The organism is Salibaculum griseiflavum (assembly GCF_003129565.1).
Lineage (GTDB): Bacteria > Pseudomonadota > Alphaproteobacteria > Rhodobacterales > Rhodobacteraceae > Salibaculum > Salibaculum griseiflavum.
The window spans coordinates 151,819-164,039 of sequence record NZ_QETF01000006.1; the positions used below are offsets into that span (position 1 = coordinate 151,819).

Consider the following 12,221-nt stretch of genomic DNA (forward strand, 5'->3'; position numbering starts at 1 on the left):
GGGGCTGACTGCCCGCAATTGCCGCCCGGCGCAAGCGGCAACACGCGCGATAATCCGCCCTCGCAGCCTTATTTTTCTGGAAATTCCGGCAGCCGTGGGTTACGGTTACCCCATAGACCCGGGCCAACCTGGGCGACAAACGAGGCAGTTGAGCGGTAATGCCATGACAGAGATGGTCTATGGGTCCGTGCCGGTATCCTCCGGCGACCCGGTTCTCCCCCGGTGGTGGCGCACGGTGGACAGGTGGACCCTGTCCTGCGTGCTGGCCCTGTTCGGCATCGGCTTGCTGCTGGGCCTGGCCGCCTCGCCGCCACTGGCCGAGCGCAACGGGCTGGCGCCTTTTCACTATGTCCAGCGGCAGGCCTTTTTCGGTTCGGTCGCCATCGCGGTGATGTTCGTCACCTCGATGCTGTCACCGACACTGGTGCGGCGGCTGGCGGTGCTGGGGTTCCTGGCGGCCTTCGTCGCCATGCTCGGCCTGCCGTTCTTCGGGACCGATTTCGGCAAGGGCGCAGTGCGCTGGTATTCGCTAGGCTTCGGCTCTTTCCAGCCCTCGGAATTTCTCAAGCCCGGCTTTGTCGTGGTCGCGGCCTGGTTCATGGCCGCCAGCCAGCAACTGGGCGGGCCGCCGGGCAAATCCTATTCCTTCGGCCTGACGCTGATCATCGTCATGCTGCTGGCCATGCAGCCCGATTTCGGCCAGGCGGCCCTGATCCTGTTCGGCTGGGGCGTGATGTATTTCGTCGCCGGCGCGCCGCTGCTTCTGCTGATCGGCGTCGCCGGGATGGTCATCTTCGGCGGCACGGTCGCCTATTCCAATTCCGAGCATTTCGCGCGCCGCATCGACGGCTTCCTGTCCCCCGAACTCGACCCGCGCACGCAGCTTGGCTATGCCACCAATGCCATTCGCGAAGGGGGGTTCTTCGGTGTCGGCGTCGGTGAGGGGCAGGTGAAATGGTCGCTACCGGATGCGCATACGGATTTCATCATCGCCGTCGCGGCCGAGGAATACGGCCTGATCTGCGTGTTGGCGATCATCGTGCTTTACATGGCGATCGTGTTGCGGTCGCTTATGCGGTTGATGAAAGAGCGCGACCCGTTTATTCGCCTCGCCGGATGCGGCCTGGCCGCGATGGTCGGGGTGCAGGCGATGATCAACATGGGTGTGGCGGTGCGGCTCTTGCCGGCCAAGGGCATGACGCTGCCCTTCGTTAGCTATGGTGGCTCTTCGGTCATTGCCAGCGGGATCGCCGTGGGCATGTTGCTGGCCCTGACCCGGACCCGTCCGCAGGGCGAAATCGGTGATATCCTGCTCAGACGAGGGCGCTAGAGATGGCGCGCGCGCCGCTTCTTACCATTGCCGCCGGCGGCACCGGGGGCCACATGTTCCCGGCCCAGGCCCTGGCCGAAGCGATGCTGCGCAAGGGCTGGCGGGTCAAGCTGTCGACCGATGCGCGCGGCGCGCGCTACACGGGCGGCTTTCCCCATGTGGTCGAGATCGAACAGGTCAGCAGCGCCACCTTTGCGCGCGGCGGCATGCTGGGAAAGGCGCTGGTGCCGTTTCGCATTGTCGGCGGGGTGATCGGCGCGGTCTTCAAGATGCTGCGCGACAAGCCCGACGTGGTCGTGGGTTTCGGCGGCTATCCGACGATCCCGGCCATGGCGGCCGCCACGATCCTGCGCAAGCCGCGCATGATCCATGAACAGAACGGCGTGCTGGGCCGCGTGAACCAGGTGTTCGCCAAGCGCGTGCATAAGGTCGCCTGCGGGACATGGCCCACAGCCTTGCCTGCGGGCGTCGAGGGCGTGCATACGGGCAATCCGGTGCGCCGCGCGGTGCTCGACCGGGCCGGCGCGGGCTATATCGCGCCCGGCGATTACCCGATGTCGATCCTTGTCATGGGCGGCAGTCAGGGTGCGCGCATCCTTTCGGATGTTGTCCCGCCTGCCATCGCCGGCCTGCCCACGGCCTTGCGTCGCCATATCCGCGTCAGCCACCAGGCCCGCGAAGAGGATCACGCGCGTGTTGCCGATTACTACGCCAGCGAAGGCATTTCCGCCGATGTGCAGGCGTTCTTCAACGACGTGCCTACCCGCATGGCCGAAGCGCAGCTGGTGATCAGCCGCGCCGGGGCCTCGTCCGTGGCTGACCTTTCGGTGATCGGGCGGCCCGCGATCCTGGTGCCGCTGGCCATTGCCACCGGCGACCACCAGACGGCGAATGCCCGTGCCCTGGCCGAGGCCGGAGCCGCGATCCTGGTGCCGGAATCGAAATTCGAGGTCGATGCGCTGAACGCCCAGATCGAAACGGTCCTGTCGAACCCCGACGGCGCGGCGCAGATGGCGCAGGCCGCCCTGTCGGTGGGCAAGCCCGACGCGACAGACGCCCTCGTGGCCCTGGTAGAAGAGTTGGCCGACGCGGGCCGAAAGTGATGGATGGACAGACCCTGATGAACGCAGCCACGAAACTTCCCCTCGATGTCGGCCCCATTCATTTCGTGGGGATCGGCGGCATCGGCATGTCGGGCATCGCCGAGGTGCTGCTGAACCACGGCTACGTGGTGCAGGGGTCGGACCTGAAAGCCTCGAAGATCACCGAGCGGCTGAAGGGGCTTGGTGCGCTGGTCTATGAAGGACAGCGGGCCGAAAACCTGCAGGCGGCCGAGGTGGTGGTGATTTCCTCGGCCATCAAGCCGGGTAACCCGGAACTGGACGAGGCCCGCCGCCGGGGCCTGCCCGTGGTGCGCCGCGCCGAGATGTTGGCCGAGCTGATGCGCCTCAAATCCAACATCGCCGTTGCCGGAACGCACGGCAAGACGACGACGACCACGATGGTCGCGGCGCTTCTGGATGGCGGAAATTTCGACCCCACGGTGATCAACGGCGGCATCATCCACGCCTATGGTTCGAATGCCCGGGTGGGGGAGGGCGAATGGATGGTCGTCGAGGCCGATGAAAGCGACGGCACCTTCAACCGCCTGCCGGCAACCATCGCGGTGGTCACCAATATCGACCCCGAGCATATGGAACACTGGGGCACCGAGGAGAACCTGCACCGGGGCTTCTACGATTTCGTCTCGAATATCCCGTTCTACGGGCTGGCCGTCTGCTGCACCGACGATCCGGATGTGCAGGCCCTTGTGGGCAAGATCACCGACCGCCGGGTGCTGACCTACGGGTTCAACACGCAGGCTGATATCCGCGCGGTGAACCTGCGCTATGAAAAGGGTGTGGCGCATTTCGACATCGCACTTCAGGCCGAAGGCGGGATGATCGAGGGATGTTCCTTGCCCATGCCGGGCGACCACAACGTGTCCAACGCGCTGGCCGCCGTGGCCGTTGCCCGCCATCTGGGCATGAAGCGGGCTGAAATCCGCGAGGCCCTTGCCAGTTTCAAAGGGGTCGGCCGCCGGTTCACCCGCGTGGGCGAGGTCGGCGGCGTTACCGTGATCGACGATTACGGCCATCACCCGACCGAGATCTCCGCCGTGCTCAAGGCCGCGCGCCATGCCTGCGAGGGGCGCGTGATCGCCGTGCACCAGCCGCACCGCTATACCCGCCTGCACCATCATTTCGACGATTTCTGTTCCTGCTTCAACGAGGCTGACGTGGTCGCCATCGCCGAGGTCTTCGCGGCAGGCGAGGACCCCATCGCCGGGGCGTCGCGCGAGGATCTGGTCGCGGGGCTGACCCGCGCCGGCCACCGTGATGCGAGGGCCATCGACACGCTCGACGACCTTGCCGCGCTGGTGCGTGCCGAAACCGGCCCCGGCGACATGGTCGTCTGCCTCGGCGCCGGCACGATCAGCGCCTGGGCCAACGCGCTGCCGGAGCGGCTGGCCTGATGACCGCCATCTGGATCATCGTCGGTGCGGTGGTCCTGTTCGCGCTGGTGAGCGTGACGCGCATTCTGCGGCGGTTTCTTTTTGCCTTTGTTTTCGCGGCGGCCGGCCTTCTCCTGCTGCATTTTCAAACCAATCCGGCCGAGGCCGGGGCGGCACTGGCTGCGATGGGCGGCGGCGTGGTATTGGCCGGGCCTCTCAGGCGTTTCGTGACAGGGGGGTGGTTGTGACCGAGGTGCTCAAGCGCAGGATAGGGCTGGGCTTGCTGACCACCTATGGCGTGGGCGTCATGGTGGGGGCCGGCATCTATGTTCTGGTCGGCGCAGTCGGTGGTGCCGCTGGGATATGGGCCCCGCTGTCCTTCGCCATCGCCGGGATCGTGGCGGCGCCCACGGCCCTGTCCTATGCCGAGCTGTCCACCCGCATCCCCGAAGCCGCCGGTGAAAGCGCCTATGTCGAAGAGGGGCTGGGCCTGCATTGGCTGGCCGTGCTGATCGGGCTTGGCATCGTCGCGGCGGGCACTGTCAGTTCGGCCGCCGTGCTGCGCGGCGGCACGGGGTACTTGCTGGGTCTTGTCGATCTGCCCTTCTTCTGGGTGGTCATCGGCCTGGGCACGGTTTTGACACTGATCGCGGTAGCCGGTGTGCTGGAAAGCCTGGCCGTGGCGGGCCTTTTGACCGTGATCGAGGTGGTTGGGCTGGGTCTCGTGGTCTGGGCCGGGGCAGGGGCCGAACCCGTTCAGGCCTGGAGCGCCCCGCCGCCGCCCGCCTGGGCCGGGATCGGGATCGGCGCGACGCTGGCCTTCTTCGCCTTCATCGGCTTCGAGGATATCGTCAACATGGCCGAAGAGGTGCGCAACCCGTCGCGCACGCTGCCGCGCGCCATCCTTCTGAGCCTCGTCATCACCACGGCGCTTTACATGGCCGTGACCTTCGCCGCCGTTCGGGCCGTGCCCATCGAGGCGCTGGCCGGAACCGAACGCCCGCTGGCGCTGGTCTGGGAGGCCGGACACGGCAGCCCGGCGACCTTCCTGTCACTGATCGCCGTTCTGGCGGCGCTGAACGGGGCATTGGCCCAGATCGTCATGGCGGCACGGGTGCTGTTCGGACTCGGGCGCAGGACGCCCTCGCTTGCGGTCTTCCACCGGGCGCATGCCCGTCTGGGCACCCCGGTCCTTGCGACCGTCTTGATCGGCGCGGCGATGGTGGGAGCGGCGCTGGTCCTGCCGGTGGCTGACCTGGCCGAGGCCACTTCGCTGATTCTTCTGGCGGTCTTCGTCGTCGTGAACCTGTCGCTGATCCGGCTGAAACGGCGGATTCACGCGGCGCCGTTCCGGGTGCCGCCGTTCGTGCCGTGGTTCGGGTTGCTGGCGGCGCTCGCGGCGCTGGCGTTTTCACTGGGAGGGTCCGCATGAGTCTGCCTGTCCTGTTGTCCATCCTCTGGGTCTTTGCCGCCACGATAACGGCGCTGCTGCCGATGCGGCGGCAATACGTGCCGGGGATCGCCCTGCTGATCGCGGCCCCGATCCTGATAGGCTGGCTGGGCGTTGTGCATGGCTGGGGCTGGACGGTGCTGGCCCTGGCCGCATTCGCGTCGATGTTCCGTAACCCGCTGCGGTATCTGTGGGCACGGGCGCGCGGCCAGAACCCACAGGTGCCGAAATGACCCCGTCGCTTGTGGCCGCCTTCCTTTGGGCCGTCGCGGCCAATGTGCTGGCCTTGATCCCCAGCCGCGACAACCACTGGACCCGCGCTTATATCCTGATCGCCTTCGGCATCCCCCTTTTGGGCTGGGTGGTTTATGAAAACGGACCGTGGATCGGCCTTGTGGTCATGGTCGCGGGCATGTCGCTGTTGCGCTGGCCGGTCATCTACCTGATGCGCTGGCTGCGGGCGATCGGACGGCGGACCGATGGATAGGGGATGGATCATCCTGATTGTCATGGTCGTGGTCGGTCTTGTGTTCGGCTGGCTGGGCCATTGGCTGATGCGGCGGGGTCGCGGGAAGCTGGCCACGGGCCTGGCGGCGGTGCCCACCGCGATCGCCGGAGTGCTGCTGTTCCGGTCGTCGGAAGCGCAAGGCTGGGATGCGCTTGGCTTGTTTCTCGGGGCGGTTCTGTTCTGCGCGCCACCGGCATTGGGGTTGTGGGCGGGCATGCTTGTCGGTTGGTTGAGGCGAAGGAGGGTTGAGCGCACCGGCCCGTCCCGCTAAGAGCGCGCCATGAGCCCGGAATTCGACCTGCCCCCGCTGCGCGGAACGCTGACCCATGACCGGGACCTGTCCGGCCTGACATGGCTACGCGTGGGCGGCCCGGCGGACCTGTTCTTTCAACCCGCGGACGAGGCCGACCTTGCCGATTTTCTGGCGTCCGTGCCGCCCGAGGTGCCGGTCTTTCCCATGGGCGTCGGGTCCAACCTGATCGTGCGCGATGGCGGCATTCGCGGCGTGGTGATCCGGCTGGGCCGTGGCTTCAATGGGATCGAGATTGATGGCCAGACCGTGCGTGCGGGGGCTGCGGCGCTGGATGCGCATGTGGCGCGCAAGGCCGCCGAGGCGGGCTGCGATCTGACCTTCCTGCGCACCATTCCGGGTGCTATCGGCGGCGCGGTGACGATGAATGCGGGCTGTTACGGCGATTACACCGCCGATGTTCTGCGCGAGGTGCGGGTGATCCTGCGGACGGGCGAGGCGAAGACGCTGCCCGTGGCGGATCTGCACATGGCCTATCGCAGCAGCCAGCTGCCCTTGGGGTGCGTGATCGTCGAGGCGGTGTTCGAGGCGCCCGAGGGCGATCCCGAGGTGCTGGCAGAGCGCATGGCCGCGCAACTGGCCAAGCGCGACGAAACCCAGCCCACCAAGGATCGGACAGCCGGATCGACCTTCCGCAATCCGGCGGGCTATTCCAGCACGGGCCGGGCCGACGATACCCATGACCTGAAGGCATGGAAGGTGATCGACGAGGCCGGCATGCGCGGAGCGACGCGCGGCGGGGCGGTGATGAACACGATGCATTCCAATTTCCTGACCAATGCAGGTGGCGCGACGGCGGCGGACCTTGAAGGGCTGGGCGAGGATGTCCGAAAAAAGGTTTACGAAAACAGTGGCATCACGCTAGAATGGGAAATCATGCGGGTGGGTGAACCGGCCGCTGATGAATAAGCCCGGAAAACGGGTCGGCCCGACAGGCAGGGGCCGGACAGAACGATAAGCAAAAGGCCGCATCCAAGCGGTCGGAAATCGAGGCGGTGAGCGTGTCGAGCAGGGCACCACAAACCATTGCCGTTCTTATGGGCGGGCCTTCGGCCGAGCGGGACGTGTCCCTGAGCTCGGGCAAGGAATGCGCGGCCGCGTTGCGGGCCGCGGGCTATGCCGTGGTCGAGATCGACGCGGGCCCCGACCTGGCCGAACGCCTGAAAGCCGAGGCGCCCCACGTGGTCTTCAACGCGTTGCATGGCCGCTGGGGCGAGGATGGCTGCGTGCAGGGCCTGCTGGAATGGCTGCGCATTCCCTATACTCATTCGGGGGTGCTGTCCTCGGCGCTGGCCATGGACAAGCAGAAGACCAAGGATGTCTATCGTGCCGCCGGGCTGCCGACCATCGACAGCGTGCTGGCCGACCGCGCGGCGATTGAATCCCGTCACGTTATGCCGCCGCCTTATGTCGTGAAGCCCTATAACGAAGGCTCCAGCGTCGGCGTCTATATCGTGACCGAGGCCGCGAACGGCCCGCCGGCCCTTGCCCCCGACCTGCCCGAGGTGCTGATGGTGGAAACCTATGCGCCGGGCCGCGAACTGACGGCGTCGGTACTGGGCGACCGGGCGTTGACCGTGACCGATATCCTGACCGATGGCTGGTATGATTATCACGCCAAATATGCGGAAGGCGGGTCGCGTCACGTGCTGCCCGCCGATGTCCCGGCAGACATTTTCGACGCCTGCCTCGACTACGCGTTGCGCGCGCATGAGGCTTTGGGCTGCCGGGGCCTCAGCCGCACGGATTTCCGCTGGGACGAGGCGCGCGGACTGGACGGGCTGGTTCTGCTGGAAACCAACACCCAGCCGGGCATGACGCCGACCTCTCTGTCGCCGGAACAGGCGGCCCATGTCGGCATCGGATTCCCGGCCCTGATGACCTGGATGGTGGAGGATGCGTCATGCAACCGCTGACTGCCCGCCGCCCCGCACCCACGCCGCGCCGCGATCCGGCGCCCTCGCGCTGGGGCTATCGGTTCCAGCGCTGGATGCTGACCCCGGCGCTGCGCCGTCTGATCCTCGTTGGGCTTCCGGTCCTCGCCGTGGGCGGGGCCCTTGCCGCCTGGTATGCCAAGGACGCCAACCGCCAGATGGTCGCCGACGCCATCTCCGAAGCACGCATGGAATTCCAGAGCCGCGAGGAATTCATGGTGCGCGTCATGGCCGTGGACGGGGCCGATGACGCGCTTGTGCAGGATATCCGCACCGTGCTGCCCGTGGAGTTTCCGACGTCTTCTTTCGATCTGGACCTGGAAGAGATGCGCCAGACGGTTGCCGCCTTGCCCGCCGTGGCCGATGCCGCGCTGCGGGTGCGCCCCGGCGGGGTGTTGCAGGTCACCGTCGAGCAGCGCCAGCCGGTCGCGGTGTTCCGGGGTGCTGACGGGCTGCGGTTGGTCGATGCCGAGGGGGTGCTGATCGCGCCGATCCCGGCGCGGGCGGATCGCTCCGACCTGCCGCTGATCACGGGCGACGGCGCGCGTGGAACCTTGGCCGAGGGGCTGACCCTATACGACGTGGCTGGCCCGATCCGCCACCGCATGCGCGCTGTGGTGCGCATGGGCGAACGCCGCTGGGACGTTGTGCTTGACCGCGGGCAGCGCATCCTTCTGCCCACCGAAACCCCGATCCGTGCGTTCGAGCGCGTGATCGCCCTGGAACAGGCCCAGGATCTGCTGGGGCGTGACGTGTCGGTCATCGACATGCGCAACGCGGCCCGGCCAACAATCAGACTCAATGAACAAGCCGTCGCGGAATTGCGCCGCGTAAACGGCGAAGAGCCAGAGGCAGGTGACGAATGAAAGACCTTTACCAAAGCCAGCGCGCTATGCGGAACATGCGCCAGGCCGCCATGCAGCGTGGCGTGATCGCCATCCTCGATGTGGGCACGTCCAAGATCGCCTGCCTGATCCTGCGCTTCGACGGGCCGGAACGGTTCCGCGACAGCGACGGCGTCGGATCCATGGCTGGTCAGTCGGCCTTCCGTGTCATCGGCGCGGCCACGACCCGGTCGCGCGGGGTGCGCTTCGGTGAGGTCGAGGCCATGGCCGAAACCGAACGGGCCATTCGCACCGCCGTGCAGGCCGCCCAGAAGATGGCCAATGTGCGCGTCGATCACGTGATCGCCTGCCTTGGCGGGGGCATGCCCCGGTCCTACGGGCTGGACGGACAGACCGGCGTCGAGGGCACGGTCGTCACCGAGGCCGATATCGGCCGCGTCCTGTCGGCCTGCGACGTGCCCGACTACGGCGAGGGGCGCGAAGTGCTGCATGCCCAGCCGATCAATTTCTCGCTCGATCACCGCACCGGCATGGCCGATCCGCGCGGCCAGATCGGCAACGAATTGTCTTGCGACATGCACATGCTGACGGTCGAGGCGGCGACGATCCGCAACCTCCTGCACTGCATCAATCGCTGTGACCTGGAACTGGCCGGGCTTGCCTCGTCGGCCTATGCCAGCGGGATTTCCGCGCTGGTCGAGGACGAACAGGAACTGGGTGCCGCTTGTATCGACATGGGCGGCGGGACGACCTCGATCTCGATCTTCATGCGCAAGCATATGATCTTCGCCGATACCGTTCGCATGGGCGGCGACCATGTGACCGGCGACATTTCCATGGGGTTGCAGGTGCCGCTGGCACAGGCGGAGCGGATCAAGACCTTCTACGGCGGCGTGATCGCCACGGGGATGGATGACCGCGAGATGATCGACGTGGGCGGCGAGACCGGCGACTGGGAGCGCGACCGGCGGTCGGTCAGCCGGGCCGAACTGATCGGCATCATCCGTCCACGCGTTGAAGAGATCCTCGAAGAGGTGCGCATGCGGCTGGATGCAGCCGGATTCGAGCACCTGCCCAGCCAGCAGATCGTGCTGACCGGCGGCGCCAGCCAGATCCCGGGCCTTGACGGGTTGGCCAGCCGCATCCTCGGGCATCAGGTGCGCCTTGGACGACCCTTGCGCGTTCAGGGCCTGCCGCAGGCCGCGACCGGCTCGGCGTTTTCCGCGGCGGTGGGCCTTTCGCTCTTTGCCGCGCACCCTCAGGACGAATGGTGGGACTTCGATATCCCGGCCGAAAAATACCCGGCCCGATCGCTGCGACGGGCCGTGCGATGGTTCAAGGAGAACTGGTGATACGCAAGATTTTGCCTATTCGTCGACATGCGGCGGTTCAGGGGGGCGAAAAAGCCCATATTTTGCGGTTTTTGGCCAGTTTTTCCGTGACCATCACCGGCAATCCGGCTAGGATCGCCGACAATTAGGCAAGAATTGCCCGGTGGGACGGGCGTAGCAGAACAGGCGGACAGATATCATGACCTTGAACCTCTCCATGCCCGGACATGAAGAACTCAAGCCGCGCATCAGTGTTTTCGGTGTAGGCGGTGCTGGCGGAAACGCTGTGAACAACATGATCGAACAACAGCTTCAGGGCGTTGAATTCGTCGTGGCCAACACCGACGCGCAGGCCTTGCAGCAGTCCCGCGCGGACCAGAAGGTGCAGATGGGCATCAAGGTGACCGAGGGGCTGGGCGCGGGTGCCCGGGCCACGGTCGGCGCCGCCGCCGCCGAGGAAAGCATCGAACAGATCGTCGATCATCTGGCCGGCGCGCATATGTGCTTTATTACTGCTGGTATGGGCGGCGGCACCGGCACCGGTGCCGCGCCGATCATCGCGCAGGCGGCGCGTGAGCTGGGCGTGCTGACCGTGGGCGTCGTGACCAAGCCGTTCCAGTTCGAGGGCGGCAAGCGCATGCGCCAGGCCGAAGAAGGCGTCGAGGCGCTGCAGAAGGTCGTCGATACGCTGATCATCATTCCCAACCAGAACCTGTTCCGGCTGGCGAACGAGAACACCACCTTTACCGAAGCCTTCGCCATGGCCGACGACGTGCTCTACCAGGGCGTCAAGGGCGTGACGGACCTGATGGTGCGGCCCGGCCTGATCAACCTCGACTTCGCCGACGTCCGCGCGGTGATGGACGAGATGGGCAAGGCCATGATGGGCACCGGTGAGGCCGATGGCGAAGACCGCGCCGTTCAGGCCGCCGAAAAGGCCATCGCCAACCCGCTGCTGGACGAAATCAGCCTCGAAGGCGCCAAGGGCGTGCTGATCAACATCACGGGCGGTTACGACCTGACTCTCTTCGAGCTTGACGAAGCCGCGAACAAGATCCGCGAAAAGGTCGATCCGGACGCCAATATCATCGTCGGGTCCACCCTCGACACGGCGATGGAAGGCCAGATGCGCGTTTCGGTCGTTGCCACCGGCATCGACGCCGCCGAAAAGACCAGCGACATCCCGCTGCCGCGCCGCTCCATGGCCGCACCGTTGACGCAGCATGTCGAGGCCGAGGCGGCACGGCCCGAACCGGCAGCACCGGCGCCGCAGCCCGAGCCGCAGCAGCCTGCCGCGGCCGAGGTTGCCGAGGCCGCGCCCGAGCCGACCCTGTTCGACAGCCCCGACGAGACCGCGCAGGAACAGGCCGAAGACATCTTCGATGCGCCCGCCGCCGCCGCGGCCGCCGAGGCCGACCTGCCGCAGCCGGCCTACCAGCCCCGTGCACAGGCGCCCGATCCGCAGATCGACGCTGACCCGCAGGGCTTCGTTGCGCCGCAGCGCCCGGCGCCGGGCACCCCGTCGCCCGAGACGCTCGACCGTCTGCGCGCTGCCGCATCGCGGGCCAACGCGCCCAAACCTGCCGCGTCGCAGCCTGATCCGCGCGCCGAAACCGAGGAAGAGGCCAAGCCGCGCCTGAGCGGTCTCAATGGCCTGATCAGCCGGATGACCGGCCATTCCGAGGAACCCAGGGAACGGCCCCAGCCGCAGGTGACCTCGATGCCGAGCCAGCAGGCCGCCGAGCCGGCTGATTCCGACATCGACCCCGATGAGGAGCGTATCGAGATCCCCGCATTCCTGCGTCGCCAGGCCAACTGAGACAGACCCGACGCAAGGTCACAACACGTCGGAAAGGGTCGCCAATGGGCGGCCCTTTTCTTTTTAAAACAGGATATTGCGGCGTGCTCTTGCGGCGTCGATCTGCCCGAGAGGGTTTTGTGTCATTGTGTTTCAGTTGGTCGTAAAGAGTGAGTTGAGCCCGAGAGCTCCAGCGCATACCCCATGGGCAAGTTAAATTG

General features: G+C 66.5%; 14 protein-coding genes. All 14 read left to right on the forward strand.

Going from position 1 to position 12,221, the window contains the following annotated elements; all coding sequences use genetic code 11:
* Positions 1–163: 163 nt before the first annotated feature.
* The 14 genes from ftsW (at position 164) to ftsZ (ending at position 12,021) form a co-directional block, all read left to right on the forward strand.
* The gene (ftsW, locus tag DFK10_RS07810; RefSeq protein ID WP_109388338.1) at positions 164–1,330 is read left to right on the forward strand and encodes a putative lipid II flippase FtsW; all 1,167 of its coding nucleotides are present in this window, start codon (positions 164–166) and stop codon (positions 1,328–1,330) included.
* A gap of 2 nt (positions 1,331–1,332) precedes the next feature.
* Positions 1,333–2,433, forward strand: a complete 1,101-nt coding sequence (locus DFK10_RS07815; RefSeq protein ID WP_109388340.1) for a UDP-N-acetylglucosamine--N-acetylmuramyl-(pentapeptide) pyrophosphoryl-undecaprenol N-acetylglucosamine transferase — start codon at positions 1,333–1,335, stop codon at positions 2,431–2,433.
* A gap of 17 nt (positions 2,434–2,450) precedes the next feature.
* Entirely contained in the window at positions 2,451–3,845 is a 1,395-nt protein-coding gene (gene murC / locus DFK10_RS07820; RefSeq protein WP_109388445.1) for a UDP-N-acetylmuramate--L-alanine ligase, read from the forward strand.
* Positions 3,845–4,072: a hypothetical protein gene (locus tag DFK10_RS07825; RefSeq protein ID WP_109388343.1), complete on the forward strand. Its 228-nt coding sequence runs from the start codon at positions 3,845–3,847 to the stop codon at positions 4,070–4,072. The genes murC and DFK10_RS07825 overlap by 1 nt, the downstream gene beginning before the upstream one ends.
* Positions 4,063–5,256 carry an APC family permease gene (locus DFK10_RS07830; RefSeq protein WP_328589354.1) on the forward strand — a complete coding sequence of 398 codons (1,194 nt, stop codon included), beginning with the start codon at positions 4,063–4,065 and terminating at the stop codon, positions 5,254–5,256. The genes DFK10_RS07825 and DFK10_RS07830 overlap by 10 nt, the downstream gene beginning before the upstream one ends.
* The gene (locus tag DFK10_RS07835) at positions 5,253–5,507 is read left to right on the forward strand and encodes a DUF2484 family protein (protein WP_109388345.1); all 255 of its coding nucleotides are present in this window, start codon (positions 5,253–5,255) and stop codon (positions 5,505–5,507) included. Before DFK10_RS07830 ends, DFK10_RS07835 begins: the two co-directional genes overlap by 4 nt.
* Positions 5,504–5,761 (forward strand): DUF2484 family protein, encoded by a 258-nt coding sequence (locus DFK10_RS07840; RefSeq protein WP_109388347.1) that lies wholly within the window; start codon positions 5,504–5,506, stop codon positions 5,759–5,761. The genes DFK10_RS07835 and DFK10_RS07840 overlap by 4 nt, the downstream gene beginning before the upstream one ends.
* The gene (locus DFK10_RS07845; protein ID WP_109388349.1) at positions 5,754–6,053 is read left to right on the forward strand and encodes a hypothetical protein; all 300 of its coding nucleotides are present in this window, start codon (positions 5,754–5,756) and stop codon (positions 6,051–6,053) included. Before DFK10_RS07840 ends, DFK10_RS07845 begins: the two co-directional genes overlap by 8 nt.
* A gap of 9 nt (positions 6,054–6,062) precedes the next feature.
* A complete protein-coding gene (gene murB, locus DFK10_RS07850; protein ID WP_109388351.1) occupies positions 6,063–7,001 on the forward strand; it encodes a UDP-N-acetylmuramate dehydrogenase in 939 nt (312 codons plus the stop codon).
* 128 nt (positions 7,002–7,129) lie between these two features.
* Positions 7,130–8,008: a D-alanine--D-alanine ligase gene (locus DFK10_RS07855; RefSeq protein ID WP_235866797.1), complete on the forward strand. Its 879-nt coding sequence runs from the start codon at positions 7,130–7,132 to the stop codon at positions 8,006–8,008.
* Positions 7,996–8,892, forward strand: a complete 897-nt coding sequence (locus tag DFK10_RS07860) for a cell division protein FtsQ/DivIB (RefSeq protein WP_109388353.1) — start codon at positions 7,996–7,998, stop codon at positions 8,890–8,892. Before DFK10_RS07855 ends, DFK10_RS07860 begins: the two co-directional genes overlap by 13 nt.
* Positions 8,889–10,223, forward strand: coding sequence for a cell division protein FtsA (gene ftsA, locus DFK10_RS07865; protein ID WP_109388355.1), 1,335 nt, complete (start codon positions 8,889–8,891; stop codon positions 10,221–10,223). The genes DFK10_RS07860 and ftsA overlap by 4 nt, the downstream gene beginning before the upstream one ends.
* Positions 10,220–10,351, forward strand: coding sequence for a hypothetical protein (locus tag DFK10_RS16685; protein WP_268952212.1), 132 nt, complete (start codon positions 10,220–10,222; stop codon positions 10,349–10,351). Before ftsA ends, DFK10_RS16685 begins: the two co-directional genes overlap by 4 nt.
* 50 nt (positions 10,352–10,401) lie before the next feature.
* The gene (gene ftsZ / locus DFK10_RS07870; RefSeq protein ID WP_109388357.1) at positions 10,402–12,021 is read left to right on the forward strand and encodes a cell division protein FtsZ; all 1,620 of its coding nucleotides are present in this window, start codon (positions 10,402–10,404) and stop codon (positions 12,019–12,021) included.
* Positions 12,022–12,221: the final 200 nt, after the last annotated feature.

What these genes read in the sequence shown, in the direction of transcription:
- ftsW (WP_109388338.1), top strand. Translation starts at nt 164, where the DNA reads ATGACAGAGATGGTCTATGGGTCCGTGCCGGTATCCTCCGGCGACCCG.
- DFK10_RS07815 (WP_109388340.1), top strand. Translation starts at nt 1,333, where the DNA reads ATGGCGCGCGCGCCGCTTCTTACCATTGCCGCCGGCGGCACCGGGGGC.
- murC (WP_109388445.1), top strand. Translation starts at nt 2,451, where the DNA reads ATGAACGCAGCCACGAAACTTCCCCTCGATGTCGGCCCCATTCATTTC.
- DFK10_RS07825 (WP_109388343.1), top strand. Translation starts at nt 3,845, where the DNA reads ATGACCGCCATCTGGATCATCGTCGGTGCGGTGGTCCTGTTCGCGCTG.
- DFK10_RS07835 (WP_109388345.1), top strand. Translation starts at nt 5,253, where the DNA reads ATGAGTCTGCCTGTCCTGTTGTCCATCCTCTGGGTCTTTGCCGCCACG.
- DFK10_RS07840 (WP_109388347.1), top strand. Translation starts at nt 5,504, where the DNA reads ATGACCCCGTCGCTTGTGGCCGCCTTCCTTTGGGCCGTCGCGGCCAAT.
- DFK10_RS07845 (WP_109388349.1), top strand. Translation starts at nt 5,754, where the DNA reads ATGGATAGGGGATGGATCATCCTGATTGTCATGGTCGTGGTCGGTCTT.
- murB (WP_109388351.1), top strand. Translation starts at nt 6,063, where the DNA reads ATGAGCCCGGAATTCGACCTGCCCCCGCTGCGCGGAACGCTGACCCAT.
- DFK10_RS07855 (WP_235866797.1), top strand. Translation starts at nt 7,130, where the DNA reads ATGGGCGGGCCTTCGGCCGAGCGGGACGTGTCCCTGAGCTCGGGCAAG.
- DFK10_RS07860 (WP_109388353.1), top strand. Translation starts at nt 7,996, where the DNA reads ATGCAACCGCTGACTGCCCGCCGCCCCGCACCCACGCCGCGCCGCGAT.
- ftsA (WP_109388355.1), top strand. Translation starts at nt 8,889, where the DNA reads ATGAAAGACCTTTACCAAAGCCAGCGCGCTATGCGGAACATGCGCCAG.
- ftsZ (WP_109388357.1), top strand. Translation starts at nt 10,402, where the DNA reads ATGACCTTGAACCTCTCCATGCCCGGACATGAAGAACTCAAGCCGCGC.